Below are 25008 nucleotides of genomic sequence, written 5' to 3'. Positions count from 1 at the left end.
AAGCACTTGATTTCTACCGCTAACATCACCATGCAGTTCGGCTCCAAGCCACTGTTCGAAAACGTTTCCGTCAAGTTCAACAACGGCAACCGCTACGGCCTGATCGGCGCCAACGGCTGCGGCAAGTCGACCTTCATGAAAATCCTCGGCGGTGACCTTGAGCCGTCCGGTGGCCAGGTCATGCTCGAGCCGAACACCCGCCTGGGTAAACTGCGCCAGGACCAGTTCGCCTACGAGGAATTCACCGTGATCGATACGGTGATCATGGGCCACGGCCAACTGTGGAAGGTCAAGGCCGAGCGCGACCGCATCTACTCGCTGCCGGAAATGACCGAGGAAGACGGCATGGCCGTCGCCGAGCTGGAAACCGAATTCGCCGAAATGGATGGCTACACCGCCGAATCCCGCGCCGGTGAACTGCTGCTGGGCCTGGGTATCCCGCTGGAACAGCACTTCGGCCCGATGAGCGAAGTAGCGCCAGGCTGGAAGCTGCGTGTGCTGCTGGCCCAGGCACTGTTCTCGGACCCGGACGTGCTGCTGCTCGACGAACCGACCAACCACCTGGACATCAACACCATTCGTTGGCTGGAAACGATCCTCACGGCGCGTAACAGCACCATGATCATCATTTCCCACGACCGTCACTTCCTCAACAGCGTCTGCACCCACATGGCCGACCTGGATTATGGCGAACTGCGCCTGTTCCCGGGCAACTATGACGAGTACATGACCGCCGCCACCCAGTCGCGTGAGCAGCTGCTGTCGGACAACGCCAAGAAGAAAGCCCAGATCGCCGAGCTGCAGACCTTTGTCAGCCGTTTCTCGGCCAACGCCTCGAAAGCCAAGCAAGCGACTTCGCGTGCCAAGCAGATCGACAAGATCCAGCTGGCCGAGGTCAAGCCGTCCAGCCGAGTCAGCCCGTTCATCCGTTTCGAGCAGACCAAGAAACTGCACCGTCAGGCAGTGGTCGTCGAGAAAATGGCAAAAGCCTTTGACGACAAAGTGCTGTTCAAGAACTTCGACATCACGGTTGAAGCAGGCGAGCGCGTTGCGATCATCGGCCCGAACGGTATCGGCAAGACCACCCTGCTGCGCACCCTGGTCGGCGAAATGACCCCGGATGCCGGCTCGGTGAAGTGGACCGACAGTGCCGAAGTGGGCTACTACGCCCAGGACCACGCCCACGACTTCGAAGACGACATGACCCTGTTCGACTGGATGGGCCAGTGGACCTCCGGCGAGCAGGTGATCCGCGGCACGTTGGGTCGCATGCTGTTCTCCAACGACGAAATCCTCAAGTCGGTGAAGGTGATTTCCGGCGGTGAGCAAGGCCGCATGCTGTTCGGCAAGCTGATTTTGCAGAAGCCGAACGTGCTGGTGATGGACGAACCGACCAACCACCTGGACATGGAATCGATCGAAGCACTGAACCTGGCGCTGGAAAACTATCCGGGTACTCTGCTGTTCGTCAGCCACGACCGCGAGTTCGTGTCGTCGCTGGCCACGCGCATCATCGAGCTGTCAGCCGATGGCGTGGTCGACTTCAGCGGCACTTACGATGACTACCTGCGTAGCCAGGGCGTGTTGGTCTGATTGCAGCGCAAAGCCTGGCCACCGTGTGTGGCCGGGCTTCTTCGCGAGCTTGCCTGCAAAGAACCGACCACCAGTCCCACCCACTGGTACTACCCGACGAATAATTCGTTAGCCTGCTTTCTTTTCCTTCGCGCAACGGCCATGATGGGACCACGCCCAACCGCCCGCCCGCGAAAGAGCCCATGACCGCGCAACAACCTGCCCCCGCCAGCAACACGCTGCACATCACCCTGCAGATCCTGTCGATCGTTTTCTACACCTTCATTGCCTTCCTCTGTATCGGCTTGCCGATTGCGGTGCTGCCCAGCTACGTGCACGACCAACTCGGCTTCGGCGCAGTGGTCGCCGGGGTTACCATTGGCCTGCAGTACCTGGCCACCCTGCTCAGCCGCCCATTCGCCGGCAAGGTGGCGGACACCCTGGGTGGTAAACAGGCGATCCGCTTTGGCTTGCTGGGGATTGCCAGTTGCGGGGTGTTGACGCTGTTGTCGGCCTGGACCCTGAGCGCACCACTGCTGAGCCTGGCCCTGCTGCTAGGCGGGCGCTTGCTGCTGGGCATCGCCCAAGGGCTTATTGGTGTGGCTACCCTGAGCTGGGGTATCAGCCAGGTGGGGCCGGAGCACACTGCCCGGGTAATCTCCTGGAACGGTATCGCCTCGTATGGCGCCATCGCCATTGGTGCGCCCCTCGGGGTGCTGGCCGTGGACGTGCTGGACTTCAGCGTGCTGGGGCCGGCGTTGCTGGTGCTGGCAACCCTCGCCCTGCTGGTTTTACGCAAGCGCCCCGACGTGGTCGTGGTACGCGGCGATCGCCTGCCGTTCTGGTCAGCGTTCGGCCGGGTGGCGCCGTGCGGCCTGGGCTTGACCCTGGCTTCGATCGGCTACGGTACCCTCACCACCTTTGTCACCCTTTACTACCTTGAACGCGGCTGGGCCGGCGCGGCCTGGTGCCTGAGTGTCTTTGGCGTCTGCTTCATCATTTCGCGGTTGTTGTTCGTCAACGCGGTCAACCGCTTTGGGGGCTACAACGTGGCAGTCGCCTGTATGGCCACGGAAGTACTGGGTCTTGGCCTGCTGTGGCTTGCGCCTTCACCGCCGTGGGCGCTGGTGGGTGCCGGGCTGACCGGGTTCGGGCTGTCGCTGGTGTACCCGGCGTTGGGTGTCGAGGCGATCAAGCAGGTGCCCAGCAGCAGCCGCGGCGCAGGGCTGGGGGCCTATGCGGTGTTCTTCGACATGGCGCTGGCCATCGCCGGGCCGGTCATGGGGGCCGTGGCTGTGCACCTGGGCTATGCCTCGATCTTCTGTGTGGCCGCCCTGCTGGCCCTGGCCGGGGTGGGTCTAACGTTGTTGTTGTCGCGGCGCGCCCGCCGCAGCTGACTGCTCAGCCGGCTCCGGCGCCCCCAGGGCCTGGCGGAAGAATGCCGCCGTCTCGCGTTGCAGCGAATGATGGATATGCCGACGGTCGACGCCGGCGGCATCCTTGCATAACACCGGCATCCGCGCGGACTGCTCGGTATCGCAATGGGCCATGAACACGAAATGCCCGGCACCGGCCAACAAGCGGTAGTCCGGCGTGATGGGCAGTTTTCGGGCCAGGGGTTCGGCATTACGCTCTACGGCCACCAGCTGGTCACTGTCACCGCTATAGATCAGCACCGGCACGTGAACCCCGAGTAGCGCATGGCGCCCGAACAGCAGGCTCAAAGGTGCCATCAACATGGCGGCGCCCACCCGCGGGTCAGCCTCGGGCGCGAGTTCGCTACGGTCGGCAATCAGTATGCCGTGGGTCTTGCAGGCATCGGCGTCGTTCGGGCGCTCCAGGCAGTACTGGCGCAGGCGGTCCAGGTCCGGGCGTGCGCCAGACAGGATCAACGCGGTTTCACCCCCCGCCGAGTAGCCGATCACACCGACCTTGCCGCCATTCAGGTAAGGCCCGACCAACGCATCATCGCGGGCTGCAGTGATGGCAGCACTGACTTGCAGCGGTCGGCCATAGAGGTTGCTCAGGGTACCCAGGCGACTAGGGTCGCGAGCGTTGTCGCCTGGATGCACCACCGCCACCACTACGAACCCCTGGCGCGCCAGCGAGGTCGCCAGGTAATGCAAGGCCAATGGGCTGCCGGTATTGCCGTGCGACAGCAGCAGCAGCGGGAATCGCCCCATGGCGACTGGCGCTTCTTCGGCCACTTCCAGCGGGTAACCCTCGATGCGGGTGCTGCGGGCTTGGCCAGCGGCCGGATAAAAGGCCAGCGCCTGCATGGGCCGGCGGTCGACCGGGTCGGCCAGGGTCATGTGGTGCAGCCCGACGGTCCATGGCGCAGCTTCGGCATGGGCCAACAGGCCGCCGAGCAAGGCCAACGCCATCAGGCTGCGAAGGAGAGTCATCGGCCGGCGGTTCCGTGCAGGGCGAAGGGAGAGCCCAGCATAGAACCCGCCTGCCCCGTGCCGGATGAAAACTGGATGAAAACCGCGTCATGCAAAGCGTGCGCGCGCCCTGTGCATTTGCGCATTGCGTCGAACCCGTGGCATAGATGCAGGTCCACGTCTTTACGTGACCGATTTCGCGCCTTTGAGGAGCTTCATGCATGAGCAAACACGCCTACGTGCCACCCAAGGTCTGGCGCAACGACGCAGCCTCCGGCGGCCAGTTCGCCAGCATCAACCGCCCGGTTGCCGGCCCGACCCACGACAAGGCGCTGCCGCTGGGCAAGCACCCGCTGCAGCTGTATTCGCTGGCTACGCCCAACGGCGTCAAGGTGACCATTGCCCTTGAAGAACTACTTGCCTTGGGCCATGCCGGTGCCGAATACGATGCCTGGCTGATTCGCATTGGCGAAGGCGACCAGTTTTCCAGCGGCTTCGTCCAGGTCAACCCCAATTCGAAGATCCCCGCCCTGCTCGACCGCAGCGTCGAGCCGCCAGTGCGGGTGTTCGAGTCCGGCTCGATCCTGCTGTACCTGGCGGACAAGTTCGGCGCTTTGCTGCCCAACTCGCCAGCGGCGCGCACCGAGAGCCTGAACTGGCTGTTCTGGCAAATGGGAGCGGCACCCTACCTTGGCGGCGGCTTTGGCCACTTCTATGTGTATGCGCCGGAAAAGTTCGAGTACGCCATCAACCGCTTCACCATGGAGGCCAAGCGCCAGCTGGATGTGCTTGAACGCCGGCTTGCCGAAAGCCGCTACCTGGGTGGCGAGGACTACAGCATCGCCGATATCGCCGTGTGGCCATGGTACGGCGAGCTGGTGCGCGGCAACCTGTATGGCGCAGCGGAATTCCTGGCGGTGGACGAGTACCCGCATGTGCGGCGTTGGGCCGACGCAATTGCCACGCGCCCAGCGGTGCAACGTGGCACCCGGGTAAACCGTACATGGGGCGATGAAGCCAGCCAGGTGCCGGAGCGGCATGCGGCGCAAGACCTGGACTGACCTGTCCAAGGTCGCCCAGGCGAGTGGACGCGGCCCTGCAGGGGGACCGCGTCGTCCTTGAAGGGGGCGGTTCAGCCCCCGACAATGCCCGCCTGCATAAAACCATTTGCCCCCGCGCAAACCTGCGTCCGCCCAGCCCTTCTTGTACACTCCTCGCAATAGCCCCCACCTGTACATTTTTTTGGTGAACGCATGATCGAGGTAACCGAGGTTTCCATTGCCGAGCTGCGCGCAGCGCTCGAGTCGGGCCGCACCACAGCGGTCGAGCTGGTCAAGGCCTACCTGGCACGTATCGACGCCTACGATGGCGCTGACACTGCCACCGCCCTGAACGCTGTCGTGGTGCGCAACCCAGAAGCGCTGAAAGAAGCCGAGGCCTCCGATGCGCGTCGCGCCAACGGCCAGGTGCTGAGCCCGCTGGACGGTATCCCCTACACCGCCAAGGACAGTTACCTGGTAAAGGGCCTGACCGCTGCGTCCGGCAGCCCAGCCTTCAAGGACCTGGTGGCCCAGCGCGACGCCTTCACCATCGAGCGCCTGCGCGCCGCCGGTGCCGTGTGCCTGGGCAAGACCAACATGCCGCCCATGGCCAACGGTGGTATGCAGCGTGGCGTGTATGGCCGCGCCGAAAGCCCGTACAACGCCAACTACCTGACCGCACCCTTTGCCTCGGGCTCGTCCAACGGTGCCGGCACGGCTACCGCTGCCAGCTTCAGCGCCTTCGGCTTGGCCGAAGAAACCTGGTCGAGCGGCCGTGGCCCGGCGTCCAACAATGGCCTGTGCGCCTATACCCCGTCGCGCGGGGTGATTTCGGTACGTGGCAACTGGCCGCTGACGCCAACCATGGACGTGGTCGTGCCCTATGCGCGCACCATGGCCGACCTGCTGGAAATTCTCGACGTCGTTGTCGCCGATGACGCCGACAAACGCGGCGACCTGTGGCGCCTGCAACCCTGGGTACCGATCCCCGCAGCCTCCACGGTGCGACCTGCTTCGTACCTGGACCTGGCCGTGGATGCCAGCGCGCTCAAAGGCAAGCGCTTTGGCGTGCCACGCATGTATATCAATGCCGACGCCGAAGCCGGCACCTCGGAAAAACCAGGCATCGGCGGGCCGACCGGCCAGCGCATCAACACCCGCGCCTCGGTGATCGACCTTTGGCAGCAGGCCCGTCAGGCCCTGGAAGCGGCCGGCGCCCAAGTGCTGGAAGTGGACTTCCCGCTGGTGTCCAATTGCGAAGGTGACCGCCCGGGTGCGCCGACCGTGTACAACCGCGGCATCGTCAGCAAGGCGTTTCTGCATGATGAGTTGTGGGAGCTGTCGGGCTGGGGCTTCGACGACTTCCTGCGCGCTAACGGCGACCCCAAACTCAACCAGTTGGCGGATGTCGATGGCCCACAGATCTTCCCGCACGACCCGGGCACCCTGCCCAACCGTGAAGACGACCTGGCGGCCGGCATGGACGAATATGTCAACATGGCCAAGCGCGGCCTGAAGACCTGGGACCAGATCGAGACCCTGCCCGATGGCCTGCGTGGCCTGGAACAGACGCGCAAGCTGGACCTGGAAGACTGGATGGACTCGCTGGGCCTGGACGCGGTGCTGTTCCCTACCGTGGCCGACGTGGGCCCGGCGGATGCCGACGTCAACCCGGCATCGGCAGACATTGCCTGGAGCAATGGTATCTGGGTGGCCAATGGCAATCTGGCGATTCGTCACCTGGGCGTGCCGACCGTGACCGTGCCGATGGGCGTGATGGCCGATATCGGCATGCCAGTGGGGCTGACCTTTGCCGGCAAGGCCTACAGCGACAACGCGCTGCTGAGCTATGGTGCCGCCTTCGAGGCGACCGGCTCGCGCCGCATGATCCCGCCACGTACGCCGGCTCTCGGCTGAGTACTGGGGGCTGGCTTGCCAGCCATGATGCCGGCAGGCCCGACACAGATCGCATAATTCAACATCATGTGTAAGAATGCACAAAATGTTGAATTATCGATCTGCCATGTCCATCGCCCCCCTCGAAGAACGCCAGCTCACCCTCACCGTGCTCAAGGCCGCTATCCAGGCCTTGGGCAGCGTTGCCGCCCGCAACATGGAAATCCTCCTGCACGACCTCGACCACCCCGAACACTCGGTGGTGGCGATCGTCAATGGCCATCTTTCAGGGCGCAGCATCGGCAGCCCCATCCTTGCAGCACCGGAACAGGACCAGGGTTTCAAGGCCCTGATGCAGGCCTCAGCCGACCAGCAAGGCCGTGAGCCGGTGGTGCTGCCCGACTACCCCACCACGCTCAAAGGCCGCACGCTACGCAGCGCAACGGCCATCTTCCGTGACAGCAGCGGCCACCCGTTCGCCAGCCTGTGCGTCAACACTGACGTCACAGGCCTGGACGCTGCCATGAACTTCCTTCAGCAGTTCCAGCCACTGGGCGCCACGCCAGCCGCCAGCGAACCGGCCGACATGGAGCTGCTGATGAGCGAAATCATCCAGGCCTCGCTGCAACGCAGCGGCCAGGGGCGGATGAACAAGCAGGCCAAGGTCGAAGCGGTACGGGTAATGCAGGAGCGTGGCCTGTTCATCGTCAAGGGCGGGGTCGAGAAAGCCGCCAGCGCCCTCGGCGTCACCCGCTACACCATCTACAACTACCTCGAGCAATTGCGCGGAGCCAGCCAATGACCTTGCACATTCAGACCCCCCTGATCGAATCGCGCCCGCTGTCGCTGGCTGCCGGGCGCAACATCTGGCTCAAGCTCGATGCCCTGCAACCCTGCGGGTCGTTCAAGCTGCGCGGTGTGGGCCACGCCTGCGAGGTCCATCAGGCGCGTGGCGCCAGGCACTTCGTGTCGTCCTCGGGCGGTAACGCCGGCCTGGCGGTAGCCTACGCCGGGCGCAAGCTGGGGGTACCGGTGACGGTGGTAGTGCCCGAAACCACCACTGAACGGGCCAAGCAGCTGCTGCGCCTGGAGGACGCCAAGGTGGTGGTGCACGGCAGCTCCTGGCAAGAGGCCAACGAACTGGCACTGACCCTGGTCGGCGCTGGCGATGCCTTTATTCATCCGTTCGATGACCCGTTGCTGTGGGCCGGGCATGCCAGCCTGGTCGACGAGGTGGCAGCAGCCGGGGTCAAGCCCGATGCGGTGGTGCTGTCAGTGGGCGGTGGCGGGTTGCTTAGCGGAGTGGTCGAGGGGCTACAGCGCAATGGCTGGGGAGATGTGCCGGTGCTGGCGGTGGAAACCACCGGCGCTGCCTCGCTGCACGCTGCCATGCAAGCCGGGCACACGGTCGAACTGCAGCGCATTGCCTCGATCGCCAGCTCGCTCGGTGCCAAGCGGGTGGCTGAACAGGCGCTGGCCTGCACGCTTGCGCATCCGGTGCACAGCCATCTGGTCAGTGACCGGGCGGCGCTGGAGGCCTGCGAGCGGTTCCTGCTCGACCATCGGCTGCTGGTGGAGCCCGCATGTGGGGCGGCATTGGCGTTAGCCTATGATTCAAGCGCACTGGCCGACTTGCAGAATGTGCTGGTTGTGGTGTGTGGCGGGGCTACGGCGACGCTGGAGCAGATCCAGGCTTGGTTGCAACACGCCGATTGAGGTTACCTGTACCGACCTCTCGCTGCGGTTCGACGCCGCGAGGGTCATTCAGTCCCTCTCCAGCGCCGTTTCCTTGTGCATCGCCAGGTGCCCGGTCTTGCTGCTTTTCACCTCATACTGCGGCTCATCCTGCGAACAGTGCCGGTGCCGCCCGCAAAACTCGACGTCACGGGTATGCACCTTGACCACCGTGCCGTGGATGATCCCGGCCTCGGAATTCCAGCGCACGTTGTCGCCTGGCTTGTACACGTTGCTCATCGGATTCTCCTCACGGTACACGGTTGCTGATTACGATAGTCACATGCCGCTGTTCTACTGAGCCCGCCGCAACCGGAAAATCCCCTCGCAATGACGTCAACCCTGACGAAATGCATATCCCACCCTTTCGGTCTGCGGCAAGTGAAGGCACAATGCGTGTCCTTTTTTTGGCCGGCCTGGCCGGGGGCCTTTAAATGATCAAGACGCCGTACTACCTCATCGATAAAACCAAGCTGCTCAGCAACATGGAGAAGATCGCCTACGTGCGCGAACACTCCGGTGCCAAGGCCCTGCTTGCCCTGAAGTGCTTCGCCACCTGGTCGGTATTCGACCTGATGCAGCAGTACATGGACGGCACGACTTCGTCCTCCCTCTTCGAGCTCAAGCTCGGCCGCCAGAAGTTCGCCGGCGAAACCCACGCCTACAGCGTGGCCTGGGCCGACGACGAGGTCGAGGAAATGCTCGAGAACTGCGACAAGATCATCTTCAACTCGATCGGCCAGCTGCAACGCTTTGCCGAACAGTCCGAAGGCAAGGTGCGGGGCCTGCGCGTCAACCCGCAAGTCAGCAGCTCCGACTACCTGTTGGCCGACCCGGCGCGCCCGTTCAGCCGCCTGGGCGAATGGGACCCGGCCAAGATCGAGCAAGTGATCGAGCAGATCTCCGGCTTCATGTTCCACAACAACTGCGAGAACGGTGACTTCGGCCTGTTCGACAAGATGCTCAGCCACATCGAAGAGCGCTTCGGCCACCTGCTGCACAAGGTCGAATGGGTCAGCCTGGGTGGTGGTATCCACTTCACCGGTGAAGACTATGCGGTCGATGCTTTCTGCGCGCGCCTCAAGGCCTTCTCGCAAACCTACGGCGTGCAGGTGTACCTGGAGCCTGGCGAAGCCGCCATCACCAACAGCGCCTCGCTGGAAGTGACCGTGCTCGACACCCTGTACAACGGCAAGCACCTGGCCGTGGTCGACAGCTCGATCGAAGCGCACCTGCTCGACCTGCTGATCTACCGCCTCAACGCCAAGATGGCCCCCAACGACGGCGAGCACACCTACATGGTCTGCGGCAAGTCGTGCCTGGCCGGTGACATCTTCGGCGAGTACCAATTCGATCGTCCGCTGGCCATTGGCGACCGCCTGTCGTTCATCGACACGGCCGGTTACACCATGGTCAAGAAAAACTGGTTCAACGGTCTGAAAATGCCATCCATCGTGGTCAAGCAACTCGACGGCAGCGTCGAAGTGGTTCGCGAGTTCGGTTTCGAAGACTACGTTTCCAGCCTGTCGTAAGACCGGCTTTCAGAGTAAGGAGCGAAAGGTAAATTGAAGAAGAACGTTCTTATCATTGGTGCAGGAGGTGTCGCCAAGGTGGTGGCCCACAAGTGCGCGCAGCATAACGACGAACTGGGTCGTATCGCTATCGCGTCACGGAACATCTCCAAATGCCAGGCCATCATCGACAGCGTCAAGGCCAAGGGTAGCCTCAAGGTACCCGCCGACATCCAGGCCTTCTCGCTCAACGCCCTCGATGTCGAGGCAACCAAGGCGCTGATCCGCGAAACCGAATCGCAGATCGTGATCAATGTGGGTTCCGCCTTCCTCAACATGTCGGTGCTGCGTGCCTGCATCGATACCGGTGTCGCCTACCTGGACACCGCCATCCACGAAGAGCCGGGCAAAATCTGCGAGACCCCGCCGTGGTACGGCAACTACGAGTGGAAACACCTCGAAGAGTGCCAGGCAAAGAACATTACCGCCATTCTCGGCGTCGGTTTCGACCCGGGTGTGGTGAACAGCTACGCCAAACTTGCGCAGCAGCAGTATTTCGACAGCATTGATTCGATCGACATTCTCGACGTCAATGCCGGTTCGCATGGCAAATACTTTGCCACCAACTTCGACCCGGAAATCAACTTCCGCGAGTTTACCGGGCAAGTATGGAGCTGGCAGAACAGCCAGTGGACCAGCAACACCATGTTCGAAGTCAAGCGTACCGACGACCTGCCCGTGGTAGGTTCGCAAAACCTGTACCTGACCGGCCACGATGAAGTTCACTCGATTTCGAAGAACCTCAACGTGCCGAACGTGCGTTTCTGGATGAGCTTCGGCGAGCACTACATCAACGTGTTCACCGTGCTGAAAAACCTCGGCCTGCTCAGTGAGCAGCCGGTGAAAACCGCCGAAGGCCTGGAAGTGGTACCGCTGAAAGTGGTCAAGGCCGTGCTGCCGGACCCAGCCTCGCTGGCCCCTGGCTACACCGGCAAGACCTGCATCGGTGACTTGGTCAAAGGCACCAAGGATGGCCAGCCGCGCGAAGTGTTCATCTACAACGTGGCCGACCACGAAGAAGCCTACGCCGAGACTGACAGCCAGGGTATTTCCTACACCGCCGGTGTACCGCCAGTGGCTGCCGCCCTGCTGGTTGCCCGGGGCGAATGGGATGCCAAGCGCATGGTCAACGTCGAGGAACTGCCAGCCGAGCCGTTCCTCAAGGCGTTGGACGTGATGGGCCTGCCGACCCGCGTCAAGGATGAAAAAGGTGATCGTCCTTGGGACGCTGAAGCCTAAGCAGTCACGCAGACGGGGCGCCAACCAGGCGCCCCGTCTGTTTTTCAGGCCCGCGAACAAGCAAGCCAGCAAGCGCTACTTACGGGCCTCCAGAATCAGGTTGAACGGCGTTTGCGTCGCCCGCCGGAAGCTGCGGAACCCCGCCTCCTCGAAGACTGCCCGCAACCGCCCCTCCCCGGCCTGTGCCCCCAAACCCAGACCCACCTCTTGCGACAACGAATTCGGCGTGCAGATAAACGTCGACGCTGCATAGAACAAGCGCCCGACCGGCGTCAGGTTGCCCTCCAGCGAATCCTCGGCGTAAGGCTCCACCAGCATCACCGTACCGTCGTCTTTCAACGCGCGGTAAGCATGTTTCGCGGCCCCCACCGGGTCGCCCATGTCGTGCAGGCAATCGAAGAAACACACCAGGTCATGGTCATGCCCCGGATAATCCTTGGCGCTGGCCTGCTGAAAGCTCACCCGCCCTGCCAACCCTGCATCGCGAGCACGTTCGCTGGCCGTGGTAACGGATGGCCCATGGTAGTCGTAGCCCACGAAGGTGGACGCCGGAAACGCCTGGGCCATGACCAGGGTCGAGGCGCCATGGCCGCAACCCACGTCCGCCACCTTGGCGCCCGCCTGCAGTTTGGCCACCACGCCCTCGAGTGCCGGGAGCCATTCAGCCACCAGGAAGGTGCGGTAACCCGGTCGAAAGAACCGCTCGGTGCCGCTGAACATGCACGGGTGATGGTCGCCCCAGGCCAACCCGCCGTCACCACGCATGGCTGCAACCAGCTTGTCCTTGTCATGGAACAGCGCCGCCACCACTGCCGCGCCGCCGGCCATGTAGGCTGGCGAATCCTCCAGTGCCAGGGCCATGGCCTGCTCTTCCGGCAGCACGAAGCGGCCTTGGTCATGCACCATGTAGCCCGATGCCGCCTGGGCGTTCAGCCATTCGCGCACCAGCCGCGGGTGGCAGCCGGTCTTCTGCGCCAGTGCCTCGGGGGTAGTCGGCTGGCTGTCAGCCATGGCCCGGTACAGCCCCAGTTCATCGCCGAGAATGACATTGGCCAGGGTCGCCGCCGCGCCCATGTCGCCCACCAGCTTGCCCATGAAATCGTGAAGCCTTGCCTCGTCCATGACCTGTCCTCCTCTGCAAGAAGGCCATCGCCAGCGCTGAGGGTCCGCTCCGGGTGACGGTGGTCGGTTCAAGGGTTTCGGCTCGCTGTACGAACGGTTACCTGCAAGCCATAAGTAAGTTTAGATGGTCTGCCTGTAGGCAAAGCAATCCAGGCTGAATAGCCAGCGAAATCAGCCAGCAGGTAACAATTCCTAAACACCGATGTGACATTTTTTTTCAGCTTTCTAATCAAGGAGCGGTGAAATGAAGGTCACGGTTTTCGGTACCGGTTATGTCGGCCTCACCCAGGCTGTGTGCCTGGCCCAAGTGGGGCACTCGGTGTTGTGCATGGATGTCGATGCCGAGCGGGTCGCCGCCCTCGGCGCCGGACACTGCCCGATCTTCGAGCCCGGCCTTGCGCCCATGCTGGAGAACAACCTGGCCTGCGGTCGCCTGCGCTTCACCACGGATGCCGGCCAGGCTGCCAACTATGCCAGGTTACAGTTCATTGCAGTCGGCACCCCGCCACAAGCCGATGGCAGTGCCGACCTGAAGCACGTGTTCGCCGTGGTCGACAGCATCCTCCAGCATGCTGACGGCCCCAAGGTCATCGTCAACAAGTCCACCGTGCCGGTGGGTACGGTACATCGCCTCAAAGCGCGCATCGCCCAAGCCGTGGCCGATGGCAGCCGCTTCCAGGTGGTCAGCAACCCGGAATTCCTCAAGGAAGGGTCGGCAGTGGCCGACTGCATGCGCCCCGAGCGCATCATCGTCGGCGGCGCGGGCCCTGCCGAACTGGAGTTGCTGCGCGAGTTGTACCTGCCCTTCAGCCGTAACCGCGAAAAATTCATGGTCATGGATGCGCGCAGCGCCGAGCTGACCAAGTACGCGGCCAACTGCATGCTGGCGACCAAGATTTCCTTTATCAACGAAATTGCCAACCTCGCCGAATATCTGGGCGCCGATATCGAAATGGTGCGCCGTGGCATCGGTTCAGACTCGCGCATCGGCTACGACTTTATCTACGCCGGCTGCGGCTTTGGCGGTTCGTGCTTCCCCAAAGACCTGCAAGCCCTGCGCCGAAGTGCCGAGGCCGAAGGCTTCGAGCCACAGTTGCTACGCGCGGTGGAATCGGTCAACGAGCAGCAGAAGAACCGGCTGTTCAGCAAAATCCAGCGCCACTATCGCGAGGGCCTGCAGGGCAAGGTATTTGCCCTGTGGGGGTTGTCGTTCAAACCCAACACCAACGACATTCGTGAGGCCGCCAGCCGGGTTTTGCTGGAAGCGCTGTGGGCCGCTGGCGCCCGGGTGCAGGCCCATGACCCGCAGGCCATGGAAGAAATCCAGCGCCATTACGGGCCGCGGGCCGACCTGCAACTGGTGCCCTGCAAGGACGATGCCCTGGAGGGTGCCGATGCCCTGGTAATCGTTACCGAATGGCAGGAATACCGCGTGCTCAACCTGGACAAGGTGCCGCAACAGCTGACCGACCGGGTGGTGTTCGACGGGCGCAATCTGTTCGAACCTGAACACATGGCCGCCGCCGGCCTGACTTACTACGGCATCGGCCGCGGCCAGGTGCAGGCACCGGGGGCGCCCGCGAAGGACCGCCCGCAGGCCTGCTAAGGCTTCACAACGCTCTCGGGAGGGTTCAGCTGCAGCACCTCGTTGGTATAGGCCCACTCCTTCTGCACCTGGTCCGGGTGGTCGTTCAGGCGCATGCCGTAGGACGGAATGATCTGTTTGATCTTTGCCTGCCACGCGGGCGAGGCCACCTTGTCCTTGAACACCTTGTTCAACACATCGAGCATGATCGGCGGGGCGGTCGAGGCCCCCGGCGAGGCGCCCAGCAAGCCAGCGATGCTGCCGTCTCTGGACGTTACCACTTCGGTACCGAGCTTGAGCACACCACCCAAGGCCTCATCCTTCTTGATGATCTGCACCCGCTGGCCGGCCTGCCACAGCCGCCAGTCTTCCTGCTTCGCTGCGGGGAAATAGGTGCGCAGCGCCTCGAAACGGTCGTTGTCGGATTGCAGCACCTGGCCAATCAGGTACTGCACCAGGTCGAACTCGCGCACCCCAACCCGTACCATCGGCCAGGCGTTGTGCACACTGGTGCTGGCGAGCAGGTCAAGCAGCGAGCCCTGTTTGAGGAACTTGGTCGAAAAGGTGGCAAACGGGCCAAACAGGATCATGCGCTTGCCGTCGAGCACCCGGGTGTCCAGGTGCGGCACCGACATCGGCGGCGCACCGGTGGCGGCTATGCCGTAGGCCTTGGCCATGTGGCGCTGGGCGATGGCCGGGTTGTCGGTGACCAGGAACGACCCCCCCACCGGGAAGCCGGCATAGTCCTTGGCTTCGTCTATCCCCGATTTCTGCAGCAGCGGTAATGCCGCACCACCAGCGCCAATGAACAGGAATTTGGCGTCGGTGGCCGCCTTGCTACCGTCCTTCAGGTTCTTGTACTCGACATGCCAGGAGCCATCGTCGTTGCGGGTGATGTCCTGCACCTCGGTCGACAGCTTGAGGTCGAAATTCGGCCGGGTCTGCAGGTAGCCCACGTACTGCCGGGTGATCTCGCCAAAGTTGACGTCGGTACCGATCGGCGTCCAGGTCACGGCCAGCTTCTGATTGGGATCGCGGCCTTCCATCATCAGCGGTACCCATTTGCGGATCTGCTCATGGTCTTCGGAATACTGCATGGGCTTGAACAGCGGGCTGGCTTGCAGCGCCTCGTAGCGCTTTTTAAGGAAACGAATGTTGTCATCGCCCCAGACAAAGCTCATGTGCGGGGTGGTATTGATGAACGAATGCGGATTTTTCAGCACACCCTGCTTGACCTGCCAGGCGAGAAACTGGCGCGTTACCTGGAACGACTCGTTGATTTCCACCGCCTTGCTGATGTCGATCTTGCCGTCTTTTTCCGGGGTGTAGTTCAACTCTGCCAGGGCCGAGTGGCCGGTGCCGGCGTTGTTCCAGCCGTTGGAACTCTCCTCGGCAACCTTGTCCAGACGCTCGACCATTTCCATCGACCAGCCCGGCTCCAGCTCATTGAGCCACACGGCCAAGGTAGAGCTCATGATGCCGCCGCCCACCAGCAGCACATCGACCTTCCTGGTTTCCGCCGCTTGAGCATTGAGCATGCCGATGGCCAGGGCCAGCCCGGCCATCGCCAGTTTTGGCTTGATGGTGATCTTCATAACCTCTCCCGCGCCTCGTTGCTGTCCGTGGTTCAGCCACAAGCTTAGCCGACGCATTTAGTTGGGTATGACGACGCAAACACTTGCAATCGGCCACATCTCAAAATACTGTATGAATACTCAGTATCGCAGGTCAGCCACCATGCAACTCATCGCCAAACTCGGGATTCTTGCCGACGCAGCCAAGTACGACGCCTCCTGCGCCAGCAGTGGTGCGCCCAAGCGCAATTCGCGCGGCGCTGACGGCCTGGGTGCCACCAACGGCATGGGTATCTGTCACAGCTATACCCCGGACGGCCGCTGTGTATCGCTGCTCAAGGTCCTGCTGACCAACTTCTGCCTGTACGACTGCCAGTACTGCGTCAACCGCCGCTCCAGCAACGTGCCGCGCGCACGCTTCAGCCCCGAGGAAGTGGTGCGTCTGACCCTGGACTTCTACCGGCGCAACTGCATCAGCGGCCTGTTCCTCAGCTCTGGCATCATCCGCTCGGCGGACTACACCATGGAGCAACTGATCCGCGTCGCCCGGCTGCTGCGCGAGGAGCACAACTTTCGCGGCTACATCCACCTCAAGACCATCCCCGATGCCGACCCGCTGCTGATCGAAGAGGCCGGCCGCCTGGCCGATCGGCTCAGCGTCAATATCGAACTGCCGACCGACGCCAGCCTCAAGCGACTGGCACCCGAGAAACAGGCGCACACCATTCGCCAGGCCATGGGTGTGATCCACCAAGGCCAGCAAGCCGTGGCCAACGAGCCCAAGGCGCCACGCTTTACCCCGGCGGGGCAAAGCACTCAGGTCATCGTCGGTGCCGACAGCACCGACGACAGCACCTTGCTGCGCAATGCCGAGTCGCTGTACCAGGGCTATGGCCTGAAGCGCGTGTACTATTCAGCCTTCAGCCCGATCCCCGACAGCCCGGGCAGCGTGCCGCTGGCCGCACCGCCGTTGCTGCGCGAACATCGGCTGTACCAGGCTGACTTCCTGCTGCGCGGGTATGGCTACAAGGCCGGTGAACTGCTGGGCCCGAGCGGTAACCTGGCGTTGGATATCGACCCCAAGCTGGCTTGGGCGCTGGCCAACCGTGAAGTCTTCCCACTGGACGTGAACCGCGCCGAGCCAGCGCTTTTGGCACGCATCCCGGGTATCGGTCTGCGCAGCGTACAGCGCCTGGTGGCCCTGCGGCGGGAGCGGCGGATCCGTTATGACGACCTGATTCAGTTGCGCTGCGTGCTGGACAAGGCGCGCCCGTTCATCGTCACCAGCGACTACCGCCCCGCACAAGCCGAATTGCGCAGCAGCCTGCTGCGGGCGCGCTTGCGTGAGCCGCAGGCACCGGTACAGATGGGGTTGTGGGGGTGATTGCGCTCGATTGCGACGACCTGTTTGCCACCTGGCGCGACCAGGCCCGGGGGTTGTTGGGGCATGGCATCGACCCATCGCAAGTCACCTGGTCGCAAGGCCCCATGGCGGACCTGCTGGCCGTGCCGGCCGCGCCGCCTGAAGGGCCTGGGCCTTTCCGGGCCAAAGTCCCGGCAGCACTGCTGAGCCAGTTGGAGCAGGCCTCGCGCTACCGTGGCGAACAACGCTGGAATTTGCTGTACGAAGTGCTGTGGCGCGTGGCCCATGGCGACCGTACGGCCATGCTGGCTGGCGACCGCCTGGGCAGTGAGCTGCAACGGCGTATCAAGCAGGTGACACGTGAAGCGCATCACCTGCATGCCTTTGTACGCTTCGTGCCGCTGCCTGATGACCTGGTTGAACATTTACAGCTTGATCTGGTGGCGTATCACGAGCCGGCACACGACATTCTGCAAAGTGCCAGCCCGCACTTTGCTGACCGCCTGGGGCGGTTACGCTGGTTGATCGCCACGCCACAGGATGGCATTCGCTTCGACGGTACCGGGTTCGACTACCAGCGGCACTGCCCCGAAACCTGGCGGCTTTGGGCCCGCAACGCCGAAGACCCGGGCGCGGAGCTATGGCGCACCTACTATCGCCACACTTTCAACCCTGCCCGCCTGAACCCCGATGCCTTGCGCCTGCACATGCCCGGGCGGTTCTGGCGACACTTGCCGGAGGGCATGCTGATTCCCCAGCTCGAAGGCCTGGCACGCCAAGGCAAGCAACGGGACGGCCAGGCCCTGGAAGTGGCCACTCAGGCCGGAAAAAAAATCAGCAAACCCACACCGTCGGCGTAAGGCAACGTGGGGGCCAGCCGAGCAAGGCGCTGTGCTGAGGGTCAGGTGAAGAGCCTGGCCAGGCAGCCGAGCTTCTTCTTGTACGACCGTCGCGCCTCCAGCGCCTGCTCCATGCTCACTTTCAGGAACCGCGCCTGCTGGTTGGGTTGCATCTGCCCGATCAGGTCCAGATCGGCGCTGATGACTGTTCCAATCATGGCGTAGCCACCACCCGACACGGCATCGCGGTGCAGGATGATCGGCTCCAGCCCGGCCGGTACCTGGATCGAGCCAATCGGGTAGCAGCTGTCCACAATGTTCGATGGGTCGGAGCCTGCACCGAACGGCTGCTCCCGCGGCTGGAAGCCCAAGGCGCTGCCGCCCTTGTAGCGGTAGCCGATACGGTCGGCTTCAGAGCCGACGGTCCACGCCTCGGTGAAGAAGCTTTGCGCTGCAGATTCAGTCAGGCGGTGGAAGTACAAGCCCGGCACCACCCGTAACACCACCTCACCGCCCAAGGCCTGGCGCAGCGCCATCGGCAGGCTTGCGCCAGCCCGGCTCTTGCCGCTGGGCACCCCGACCGGCAACAGGTCACCGGCCATCAACTTGCGGCCCTGAAAGCCACCCAAGGCCCCCAGCGCATAGGTCGAACGGCTACCCAGCACCTCCGGCACAGCAATACCGCCAGCCACTGCCAGGTAAGCCCGGGCGCCTGCCGTGGGGAAGCCGAAACGCAGCACTTGCCCGGCGCGCACGGCAAACGCCGTGTCCGGGCGCTGCTCGCGGCCATCCAGCAGCACCGGCATCTGTGCACCGCACACCGCCACCAGCGTATCCTGCTGGAACTCCAGTTCCGGCCCCACCAGCGCACACTCCAACCCCGCGGCGCCCGCCGGGTTGCCCACCAGGTGGTTGGCGGCGCTCAGGGCGTACTGGTCGAGGGCACCGGAGGGCGGTATGCCCAGGTGGTAGTAACCTTCGCGGCCAAGGTCCTGCACGGAAGTCGCCAGGCCCGGTTTGAGTACCTTGATCATGCCAGCACCTCCTGCAGCGATTTCGGGTAGCCGACCGGGTCGGCGAGAAAGGCGTCCAGGGAAAACTCCACGGGACGAATGCGCAGGTCGAAACGGCCCTCCTCCACATCCGCCACCGCCTGGTCATAGGCACGGCGGTCAATGGGTTTGAACTGCACGATGTCACCGGGGCGGAAGAACACCATGTGCTCCTTGAGGTAGTTCAAGGTCTGCTGCGGATCGTAGATGGGTGCCGGGGTTACGCCGAACATCTGGTAGCCGCCAGCCCCGCGCACCGAGTAGATGCAGCCGAAGCAACCGCCATGGCCGAGGGTGAGCTTGGGCGTGTCGGTACGCGGTCGCAGGTACTTGGGCACCTGCAACTGGCGCTGGCGCTCGACCATCTGGAACATGAACGGCAGCCCGGCGACGAAGCCGACCATCGACACGAACCACGGCGCACCGCTGTGCGCGGCAATGAATGCGTCGACATCGGCCAGGCCATTGATGCGTGCGGCATACTCCAGGTCGGTACTGGCCGGGTCTTGGTGGCGATCACGAAAACGCATCAGCGTTTCATGGGTCCAGGGGTCGTTGTACAGCACCGGAATCTCGATGATCCGCGTGTGCAACGAACGTTCGGCCACCGCCTGCGCTTCGGCGCCGCGCACGGCTTCGAGCAGGGTTTCAGGGGCAATGCGGTCGGGGTCGAAACGAATCTGGAACGACGCGTTGGCCAGGCACACGTCCAGTACACCCTCCAGCGCCAGGCGTTCTACCGCGCGGGTGACGGCCATGCCCTTGAAAAAGGCTTCCAGCGACATGCTTTCGCTGACCTCGGCAAACAGATGCTCGTCGGCGCCGAAGCTGTAGCGGATCGGGGTGGTAGCAAGCGATTCGGCCATGACTGTTCCTTTTCTTGGAATCTTTATAGAAAGGCAGGCAAAAACAACATACACAGGCTCCGGGCTCAATTGGCCGGATGCCTCACTCAACGTGGCGCACGTACCGCGATACCGGCCGTGTCCAGTGCCTTGCGCGTGGCCTCGACCAAGTCGAGCGCCCCGGGGGTGTCACTGTGCAGGCAGATGGAGTCGAATTCGATGGCCAGGTCCTGGCCTTCGACAGTGCGCACCACGCCTTGCCGGCAAGCGCGCAGAACACGCTCGGCAACCGCTTGTGGCTGGTAGCCCCGCACGTTGCGGGTGAACACGATCGAGCCGCTCAGGTCGTACTCGCGGTCGGCGTAGAACTCGCGAACCACCGGTTGGCCGAGGGCCTGGGCAATGCGGCAGATCACCGAGCCTGGCATGCAGAACAGCAGCAGTTCCGGCTCGATCGCCCGTAGGTTTTCCACCAGCAAGCGAGCGGCTTCTTCGTCACGCGCCAGGTGCATGTACAGCGCCCCGTGCGGTTTGATGTGCTGCAGGCGCACGCCTTGGGCACGGGCTATTTCGCGCAGCGCGCCCAGTTGGTAGAGCACGTCGTCGACCAGTTCCTGTGCTGGCGCATTGATGTGCCGGCGGCCAAAGCCGACCAGGTCACGAAAGCCCGGGTGGGCACCCACGGCAACGCCCAGTGCCTTGGCACGCTCGACAGTGCGGCGCATGGTGCCGGGGTCGCCGGCATGGAAACCGGTGGCGATGTTGGCGCTGCTGATGTAACCCATCAGCTCATGGTCGACGCCATCGCCAATGGTCCAAGGGCCAAAGCCCTCGCCCATGTCCGAGTTGAAGTCTACTGCTTGCATGACGGCGTCTCCTGGCACTTGTGACTGCATGCAAGCCACGTTAGATTCTCCGCACCCCCTTGGGAAGATCTATAAACAGATAGGGTTCCTTCTGAAAAACAGATACCCCCGGAGTTCACTGTGTCGTTGACCCTGCGCCAGGTACGCTACTTCGTCGCCACCGCCGAAATTGGCCAGATTTCCCAGGCGGCGATCCACCTCAACATCTCCCAGTCGGCGGTCACCACGGCCATCAAAGAGCTCGAAGCGATGCTCGGCGTGCTGCTGTTCCAACGCTCGCCCCAAGGCATGAGCCTGACCGAGGCTGGCCGGCATTTCCTGAACCGCGCCTATGTCATCCTGCGCAGCGTCGACGATGCCCTCAACAGCCCGCTACCAGACGTGCGCGCCAGTGGCCTGCTGCGCCTGGCGGCCAGCTATACGGTGATCGGCTACTTCCTGCCGCACCACTTGCAGCGCCTGGAACACTGGCACCCGGATGTGACCCTGGAGCTGTACGAGCAGGAGCGCAGTGCCATCGAACAAGGGCTGCTGGAGGGGCGGTTCGACATGGCTGTGGTGCTCACCGCCAATCTCACCCACCCGGACATCGTTTCGGAAACACTGTTCAACTCCGAGCGCCGGCTGTGGCTGCCCGGGCATCATCCCCTGTGCGAGCGCTCAGCGGTGAGCCTGGCCGATGTGGCAGGCGAACCGTTCATCCTGTTGACCGTGGATGAGGCCGAGCAAAGTGCCATGCGTTACTGGGAACAGGCCGGGCAGCGGCCGAGCGTGCGGGTGCGGACCAGTTCGGTGGAAGCCGTGCGCAGCATGGTGGCCAACGGCAGTGGCGTGGCGATCCTTTCAGACCTGGTGCACCGCCCGTGGTCGCTGGAGGGCAAACGCATCGAGACAGTGACCATCAGCGACCCGGTGACGCCGATGAGCGTGGGCTTGGCCTGGCACCGGGAACGGGCGTTCAGCCCGGCGATGCAAGCGGTGCGCAATTACTTCCATGATGCGTTTCTGGCACCGCAGCAGTTGTCGGCCCGGCGCTGAGCCTGCCGGGCCTGTCATCAGCGTTTCAGGCAGGTATCGATGTTCCAGCCATACAACCACTGCACGGCATCGTAGAACTGCTCCTGCGAACGGCCTGCCCACAGCTGGTTGCGCACCAGCCGCTCGACACCCTTGGCATGGTAAAGCCGCCCCATTTCCCGCGCCGACCACAGCACCCGTGCGGTACGGGGGATGCGGATCGATTCGTACAGGCGGAACGCCGCCTGCAAGTCATGCTCACAGGCCTTCACCGCCTCCCCTAGCACCACGGCGTCCTCCAACGCCATGCACGCGCCCTGGGCCAGGTACTGGGTCATCGGGTGAGCAGCATCGCCCAGCAGGGTCGCCCGCCCTTCTCCCCACTGCTCCACCGGGTCGCGGTCGGCGGTGGCCCAGCGGCGCCAGGAGGTTGGCCGGTCGAGCATCTGCCGGGGCCGCGGGTGAATGCCCTCGAAATAGGACAGTACCTCTTCCTTGCTGCCGTCGGTCACACCCCACTGCTCCTCGTTACGGCTATGGAAAGTGACCACGAGGTTGTACTGCTGGCCGCCGCGCAGTGGGTAGTGCACCAGGTGGCAGCGCGGGCCGGCCCACAGCATTGGCGCGTTGACGCGCAGATCTTCGGGCATGTTCTGCACATCCACCACGGCGCGGTACACCACATGCCCGGTGACCCTCGCCGGGTCGCCAACCATGCGTTCGCGGATCACTGACTTTACCCCGTCACAGCCAATCACCGCGTCGGCCTGGTAGCGGTTGCCCTTGCTGTCAGTCAGGGTCACACCATGGTCGTCCATCTCCATGCCAACGATAAGCGTCGAGGTTTGGAAACGGATCAGCGGGTTCTGCTGCACGGCTTCAAGGATCGACAGGTGAATGTCGGCACGATGAATCACACCATACGGGTTGCCGAAACGCTGGCGAAAACGCTCGCCGACTTCAACCCGCCCCACCTCATGGGCATCGATGGCGTCCATCATGATCAGGTGGTCGGTAAACACCGAGCGATTGCGCGCAGCATCACCGACGCCCAGCGCATCCAGCGCGGCATAGGCGTTAGGGCCCAGCTGGATACCGGCGCCGATTTCACCGATGTGCTCGGCCTGTTCCAGCAGCAGCACCTGGATACCTTGGGCAGTCAGGGCCTGGGCGGCAGCAAGGCCACCGATGCCCCCGCCGACGATGATGATTTTTTGTTGTTGGGCAGTCATGGTTGGGGTCTCCGTACAGGCTGCGGTTCTTATTGGCTGAAATCAGCTTGGCGGCCGGGCGCAGCACGCTGGAAGGCTGGTTGCGCCTGGCAGTGGTCGTATACCGCCATCACTCGCGGGTAAGCGTGCAGGTCACAGCCCATGCGTTCAGCGTTCGCCACTTGCGGCACCAGGCAGCAGTCGGCCAGGGTCGGCTGTGCACCGAAGCAGTAGGGGCCTTGGCCATGGCGTTGCAGGAGGGCTTCGAGAGCGCCAAGCCCCTCGGCCACCCAGTGCGCGTACCACCGGTCCTTTTCCTCAGGCCCTACGTTCAGCACACCTTGCAGGTAACCAAGCACGCGCAGGTTGTTGAGCGGGTGGATGTCGGATGCGATCAGTTGCGCCACCTCCAGCACCCGGGCACGCAGCAAGGGGTCGCCGGGCAGCAACGGCGCCTGCGGATAGCGCGCGTCGAGGTAGTCGATGATCGCCAGCGACTGGGTCAGGGTGACGCCATCGTTATCCACCAGCACCGGCACGCCACCCAGGGGGCTGAGCGCACGGTGCGGCGCCTGGCGTTGTTCTCCGGCACGCAGGTTGACGCCGTGGTAAGCCACTTCCAGGCCTTTCAGGGCCAGGGCAATGCGCACACGGTACGAGGTGGAACTGTTGAAAAAGCTGTAGAGATGCATGGCAGTATTCCTGCGGGTTCAGGGCATGAGGTGGGTGTTGGCGTGCAACGCAGGGGCAGGTCGCACGCCCTTCAGGAAGATCGCTGCAGCGGCCAGTACCGCAGGCAGCATGAGCACGCTGAACAGCAGCTCGAAGGACAGCCCGGCATCCATCAGCAATGCACCGCCGAATGTGCCGCACACCGAGCCGATTCGCCCTACCCCGTGTGCCCAGCTCACACCCGTGGCGCGGCTGCTGGTGGGGTAGAAGGCTGCAGCCAGGGCATTGGCACCGACCTGCGAACCGCTGATGCAAAAGCCCATGCCGGCCACGCTCAGCCCCAGCAGTACGTAGTCGCCATGGCACTGACCAATGGCGAACAGGCACGCCGCTCCGCCGAGCAAGGCCAGCATCAGCACGTTATGTGGCTCGAAGCGGTCCATGGCCGCCCCCAGGCACAATGCGCCAACGGTGCCACCGACCTGGAACAGCGCGCTGATCAGCGCCGCCTGGCTCAGGCTCAGGCCGGTGTCACGCACCAGCAACGGCAGCCAGTTGGTCATGCCGTAGATGATCAGCAGGCTCATGAAAAACGCCAGCCAAAGCGCCAGGGTGCCGCGGCGCAACGGCGCGGCAAGAATCTGCCGCACCGGCGAATGGCCTTCTACCGCGTCATCGATGCGCAGGCCCTGGCAGCCCACGGGCAACACACCAATGCGCCGCACAATGGCAAGCGCCTTGCTATCGGCCGGATTACGGCGCGCCAGAAAACGCACGGACTCGGGCAGCGCAAACCACAATACCGGCAGCAACGCCAGCGGCAGCACCCCTCCCAGGGCCAGCACACTGCGCCAGCCGAAGACTGGTAACAACTGCGCAGCGACCACCCCGCCCAGGGCTGAGCCGAGGGTGAAGCCGCAGAACATGCCGGTCACCATCAAAGAGCGTCGGCGTTGCGGGCAGTATTCGGAGGTCAGGGTAATGGCGTTGGGCATCGCCCCGCCCAGGCCCAGCCCGGTAAGCAGGCGCAACAGTGCAAGGCTGTGCAGGTCCTGGGCGAATGCGGCAGCCAGGCTGAAGACGCCGAAGCAGGCCACCGACAGCAACAGCACGCGCTTGCGGCCAAAGCGGTCGGCCAAAGGCCCGGCCATGAACGCTCCCAGCATCAGCCCGACCAGTGCTGCACCCAGCACAGGCCCAAGCTCGGGGGCGCCGATTTGCCAGTGTTCGCGCAGCGCCGGGGCAATGAAGCCGATGGCGGCCGTGTCCAGGCCATCGATGGCGGTGACCAGAAAACACAGCAGCAAGACCCGCCACTGAAAGCGCGTCACCGGCTGGCTATCGATGAAGGCTTGTACATCCACGGTGTTGTTTTTATCGGTGGAAGACATGAGCGAAACCTCCGGGCCGGCGCCAGGCGCAGGCC

At 63.5% G+C, this 25008-nt stretch carries 22 protein-coding genes; 12 read left to right on the top strand and 10 right to left on the bottom strand.

Annotated elements, in window-relative coordinates; all coding sequences use genetic code 11:
* Positions 1 to 6 precede the first annotated feature (6 nt).
* Together OO258_RS07505 and OO258_RS07500 are read left to right on the top strand one after the other, a co-directional pair.
* Positions 7 to 1593: an ABC-F family ATPase gene (locus tag OO258_RS07505; RefSeq protein WP_016715632.1), complete on the top strand. Its 1587-nt coding sequence runs from the start codon at positions 7 to 9 to the stop codon at positions 1591 to 1593.
* A 182-nt stretch (positions 1594 to 1775) separates the two neighbouring features.
* Positions 1776 to 2969 (top strand): MFS transporter, encoded by a 1194-nt coding sequence (locus OO258_RS07500; RefSeq protein ID WP_266029546.1) that lies wholly within the window; start codon positions 1776 to 1778, stop codon positions 2967 to 2969.
* Here the strand turns inward: OO258_RS07500 and OO258_RS07495 are convergent.
* Positions 2931 to 3977: an alpha/beta hydrolase family protein gene (locus OO258_RS07495; protein ID WP_266029544.1), complete on the bottom strand. Its 1047-nt coding sequence runs from the start codon at positions 3975 to 3977 to the stop codon at positions 2931 to 2933. The two genes, OO258_RS07500 and OO258_RS07495, sit on opposite strands and share 39 nt — an antisense overlap.
* 200 nt (positions 3978 to 4177) lie before the next feature.
* Between OO258_RS07495 and yghU the strand changes: the two genes are divergently transcribed.
* The 4 genes from yghU (at position 4178) to OO258_RS07475 (ending at position 8608) form a co-directional block, all read left to right on the top strand.
* Entirely contained in the window at positions 4178 to 5017 is an 840-nt protein-coding gene (yghU, locus tag OO258_RS07490) for a glutathione-dependent disulfide-bond oxidoreductase (protein WP_266029542.1), read from the top strand.
* A gap of 192 nt (positions 5018 to 5209) precedes the next feature.
* Positions 5210 to 6913, top strand: coding sequence for an amidase (locus OO258_RS07485; RefSeq protein WP_266029541.1), 1704 nt, complete (start codon positions 5210 to 5212; stop codon positions 6911 to 6913).
* Positions 6914 to 7019: 106 nt separating this feature from the next.
* Positions 7020 to 7694 carry a helix-turn-helix transcriptional regulator gene (locus tag OO258_RS07480; protein ID WP_266029539.1) on the top strand — a complete coding sequence of 225 codons (675 nt, stop codon included), beginning with the start codon at positions 7020 to 7022 and terminating at the stop codon, positions 7692 to 7694.
* Positions 7691 to 8608, top strand: coding sequence for a pyridoxal-phosphate dependent enzyme (locus OO258_RS07475; protein ID WP_266029537.1), 918 nt, complete (start codon positions 7691 to 7693; stop codon positions 8606 to 8608). The genes OO258_RS07480 and OO258_RS07475 overlap by 4 nt, the downstream gene beginning before the upstream one ends.
* Positions 8609 to 8656: 48 nt before the next feature.
* Here the strand turns inward: OO258_RS07475 and OO258_RS07470 are convergent, their stop codons facing one another.
* Positions 8657 to 8866 (bottom strand): DUF2945 domain-containing protein, encoded by a 210-nt coding sequence (locus OO258_RS07470; RefSeq protein WP_110742938.1) that lies wholly within the window; start codon positions 8864 to 8866, stop codon positions 8657 to 8659.
* Positions 8867 to 9060: 194 nt separating this feature from the next.
* On the opposite strand from OO258_RS07470, the gene OO258_RS07465 reads away from it, so the two are divergent.
* Complete coding sequence (locus OO258_RS07465) at positions 9061 to 10158, top strand: carboxynorspermidine decarboxylase (protein WP_266029535.1); 1098 nt, start codon at positions 9061 to 9063, stop codon at positions 10156 to 10158.
* A gap of 33 nt (positions 10159 to 10191) precedes the next feature.
* Positions 10192 to 11436 carry a saccharopine dehydrogenase family protein gene (locus OO258_RS07460; protein ID WP_003248123.1) on the top strand — a complete coding sequence of 415 codons (1245 nt, stop codon included), beginning with the start codon at positions 10192 to 10194 and terminating at the stop codon, positions 11434 to 11436.
* 75 nt (positions 11437 to 11511) lie between these two features.
* Here OO258_RS07460 and OO258_RS07455 read toward each other — a convergent pair whose 3' ends face one another.
* Positions 11512 to 12558: a class I SAM-dependent methyltransferase gene (locus OO258_RS07455; RefSeq protein WP_266029534.1), complete on the bottom strand. Its 1047-nt coding sequence runs from the start codon at positions 12556 to 12558 to the stop codon at positions 11512 to 11514.
* Positions 12559 to 12802: 244 nt separating this feature from the next.
* On the opposite strand from OO258_RS07455, the gene OO258_RS07450 reads away from it, so the two are divergent.
* Positions 12803 to 14164 (top strand): UDP-glucose dehydrogenase family protein, encoded by a 1362-nt coding sequence (locus OO258_RS07450; RefSeq protein WP_266029533.1) that lies wholly within the window; start codon positions 12803 to 12805, stop codon positions 14162 to 14164.
* Here the strand turns inward: OO258_RS07450 and mqo are convergent.
* Positions 14161 to 15738 carry a malate dehydrogenase (quinone) gene (gene mqo, locus OO258_RS07445; protein ID WP_266029531.1) on the bottom strand — a complete coding sequence of 526 codons (1578 nt, stop codon included), beginning with the start codon at positions 15736 to 15738 and terminating at the stop codon, positions 14161 to 14163. The genes OO258_RS07450 and mqo overlap by 4 nt on opposite strands.
* Before the next feature lie 142 nt (positions 15739 to 15880).
* Here mqo and OO258_RS07440 point away from each other — a divergent pair, with 142 nt between their 5' ends.
* Both OO258_RS07440 and OO258_RS07435 read left to right on the top strand, forming a co-directional pair.
* Positions 15881 to 17101: a putative DNA modification/repair radical SAM protein gene (locus OO258_RS07440; protein WP_266029528.1), complete on the top strand. Its 1221-nt coding sequence runs from the start codon at positions 15881 to 15883 to the stop codon at positions 17099 to 17101.
* The gene (locus OO258_RS07435) at positions 17092 to 17940 is read left to right on the top strand and encodes a TIGR03915 family putative DNA repair protein (RefSeq protein WP_266029527.1); all 849 of its coding nucleotides are present in this window, start codon (positions 17092 to 17094) and stop codon (positions 17938 to 17940) included. Before OO258_RS07440 ends, OO258_RS07435 begins: the two co-directional genes overlap by 10 nt.
* A 41-nt stretch (positions 17941 to 17981) precedes the next feature.
* On the opposite strand, the gene OO258_RS07430 is transcribed toward OO258_RS07435, so the two are convergent.
* The 3 genes from OO258_RS07430 to OO258_RS07420 form a co-directional block, all read right to left on the bottom strand.
* Complete coding sequence (locus OO258_RS07430) at positions 17982 to 18953, bottom strand: biotin-dependent carboxyltransferase family protein (protein WP_110742951.1); 972 nt, start codon at positions 18951 to 18953, stop codon at positions 17982 to 17984.
* Positions 18950 to 19837: a 5-oxoprolinase subunit B family protein gene (locus tag OO258_RS07425; RefSeq protein WP_110742953.1), complete on the bottom strand. Its 888-nt coding sequence runs from the start codon at positions 19835 to 19837 to the stop codon at positions 18950 to 18952. Before OO258_RS07425 ends, OO258_RS07430 begins: the two co-directional genes overlap by 4 nt.
* Before the next feature lie 86 nt (positions 19838 to 19923).
* Positions 19924 to 20682, bottom strand: a complete 759-nt coding sequence (locus tag OO258_RS07420) for a 5-oxoprolinase subunit PxpA (RefSeq protein ID WP_266029524.1) — start codon at positions 20680 to 20682, stop codon at positions 19924 to 19926.
* A gap of 120 nt (positions 20683 to 20802) precedes the next feature.
* Here OO258_RS07420 and OO258_RS07415 point away from each other — a divergent pair, with 120 nt between their 5' ends.
* Positions 20803 to 21720, top strand: a complete 918-nt coding sequence (locus OO258_RS07415) for a LysR family transcriptional regulator (protein ID WP_266029522.1) — start codon at positions 20803 to 20805, stop codon at positions 21718 to 21720.
* Positions 21721 to 21737: 17 nt separating this feature from the next.
* On the opposite strand, the gene OO258_RS07410 is transcribed toward OO258_RS07415, so the two are convergent.
* The 3 genes from OO258_RS07410 to OO258_RS07400 are packed head-to-tail and all read right to left on the bottom strand — an operon-like array spanning position 21738 to position 24973.
* Positions 21738 to 22931 carry a 3-hydroxybenzoate 6-monooxygenase gene (locus OO258_RS07410; protein ID WP_266029521.1) on the bottom strand — a complete coding sequence of 398 codons (1194 nt, stop codon included), beginning with the start codon at positions 22929 to 22931 and terminating at the stop codon, positions 21738 to 21740.
* A 29-nt stretch (positions 22932 to 22960) separates the two neighbouring features.
* Positions 22961 to 23602 (bottom strand): maleylacetoacetate isomerase, encoded by a 642-nt coding sequence (gene maiA, locus OO258_RS07405; protein WP_266029518.1) that lies wholly within the window; start codon positions 23600 to 23602, stop codon positions 22961 to 22963.
* Between the two features lie 18 nt (positions 23603 to 23620).
* Positions 23621 to 24973 carry an MFS transporter gene (locus tag OO258_RS07400; RefSeq protein ID WP_266029517.1) on the bottom strand — a complete coding sequence of 451 codons (1353 nt, stop codon included), beginning with the start codon at positions 24971 to 24973 and terminating at the stop codon, positions 23621 to 23623.
* Positions 24974 to 25008: the final 35 nt, after the last annotated feature.

This window comes from Pseudomonas sp. DCB_BI, assembly GCF_026240995.1.
Taxonomy (GTDB): Bacteria; Pseudomonadota; Gammaproteobacteria; order Pseudomonadales; family Pseudomonadaceae; genus Aquipseudomonas.
The sequence above is the reverse complement of the archived record's forward strand: the minus strand, read 5'-3'. Positions and strand labels throughout refer to the sequence as shown.

Excerpts from the sequence above, each read along its gene's own strand:
- OO258_RS07500 (WP_266029546.1), top strand. The coding sequence starts at position 1,776 with ATGACCGCGCAACAACCTGCCCCCGCCAGCAACACGCTGCACATCACC.
- OO258_RS07495 (WP_266029544.1), bottom strand. The coding sequence starts at position 3,977 with ATGACTCTCCTTCGCAGCCTGATGGCGTTGGCCTTGCTCGGCGGCCTG.
- yghU (WP_266029542.1), top strand. The coding sequence starts at position 4,178 with ATGAGCAAACACGCCTACGTGCCACCCAAGGTCTGGCGCAACGACGCA.
- OO258_RS07485 (WP_266029541.1), top strand. The coding sequence starts at position 5,210 with ATGATCGAGGTAACCGAGGTTTCCATTGCCGAGCTGCGCGCAGCGCTC.
- OO258_RS07480 (WP_266029539.1), top strand. The coding sequence starts at position 7,020 with ATGTCCATCGCCCCCCTCGAAGAACGCCAGCTCACCCTCACCGTGCTC.
- OO258_RS07475 (WP_266029537.1), top strand. The coding sequence starts at position 7,691 with ATGACCTTGCACATTCAGACCCCCCTGATCGAATCGCGCCCGCTGTCG.
- OO258_RS07470 (WP_110742938.1), bottom strand. The coding sequence starts at position 8,866 with ATGAGCAACGTGTACAAGCCAGGCGACAACGTGCGCTGGAATTCCGAG.
- OO258_RS07465 (WP_266029535.1), top strand. The coding sequence starts at position 9,061 with ATGATCAAGACGCCGTACTACCTCATCGATAAAACCAAGCTGCTCAGC.
- OO258_RS07455 (WP_266029534.1), bottom strand. The coding sequence starts at position 12,558 with ATGGACGAGGCAAGGCTTCACGATTTCATGGGCAAGCTGGTGGGCGAC.
- OO258_RS07450 (WP_266029533.1), top strand. The coding sequence starts at position 12,803 with ATGAAGGTCACGGTTTTCGGTACCGGTTATGTCGGCCTCACCCAGGCT.
- mqo (WP_266029531.1), bottom strand. The coding sequence starts at position 15,738 with ATGAAGATCACCATCAAGCCAAAACTGGCGATGGCCGGGCTGGCCCTG.
- OO258_RS07440 (WP_266029528.1), top strand. The coding sequence starts at position 15,881 with ATGCAACTCATCGCCAAACTCGGGATTCTTGCCGACGCAGCCAAGTAC.
- OO258_RS07430 (WP_110742951.1), bottom strand. The coding sequence starts at position 18,953 with ATGATCAAGGTACTCAAACCGGGCCTGGCGACTTCCGTGCAGGACCTT.
- OO258_RS07425 (WP_110742953.1), bottom strand. The coding sequence starts at position 19,837 with ATGGCCGAATCGCTTGCTACCACCCCGATCCGCTACAGCTTCGGCGCC.
- OO258_RS07420 (WP_266029524.1), bottom strand. The coding sequence starts at position 20,682 with ATGCAAGCAGTAGACTTCAACTCGGACATGGGCGAGGGCTTTGGCCCT.
- OO258_RS07410 (WP_266029521.1), bottom strand. The coding sequence starts at position 22,931 with ATGACTGCCCAACAACAAAAAATCATCATCGTCGGCGGGGGCATCGGT.
- maiA (WP_266029518.1), bottom strand. The coding sequence starts at position 23,602 with ATGCATCTCTACAGCTTTTTCAACAGTTCCACCTCGTACCGTGTGCGC.
- OO258_RS07400 (WP_266029517.1), bottom strand. The coding sequence starts at position 24,973 with ATGTCTTCCACCGATAAAAACAACACCGTGGATGTACAAGCCTTCATC.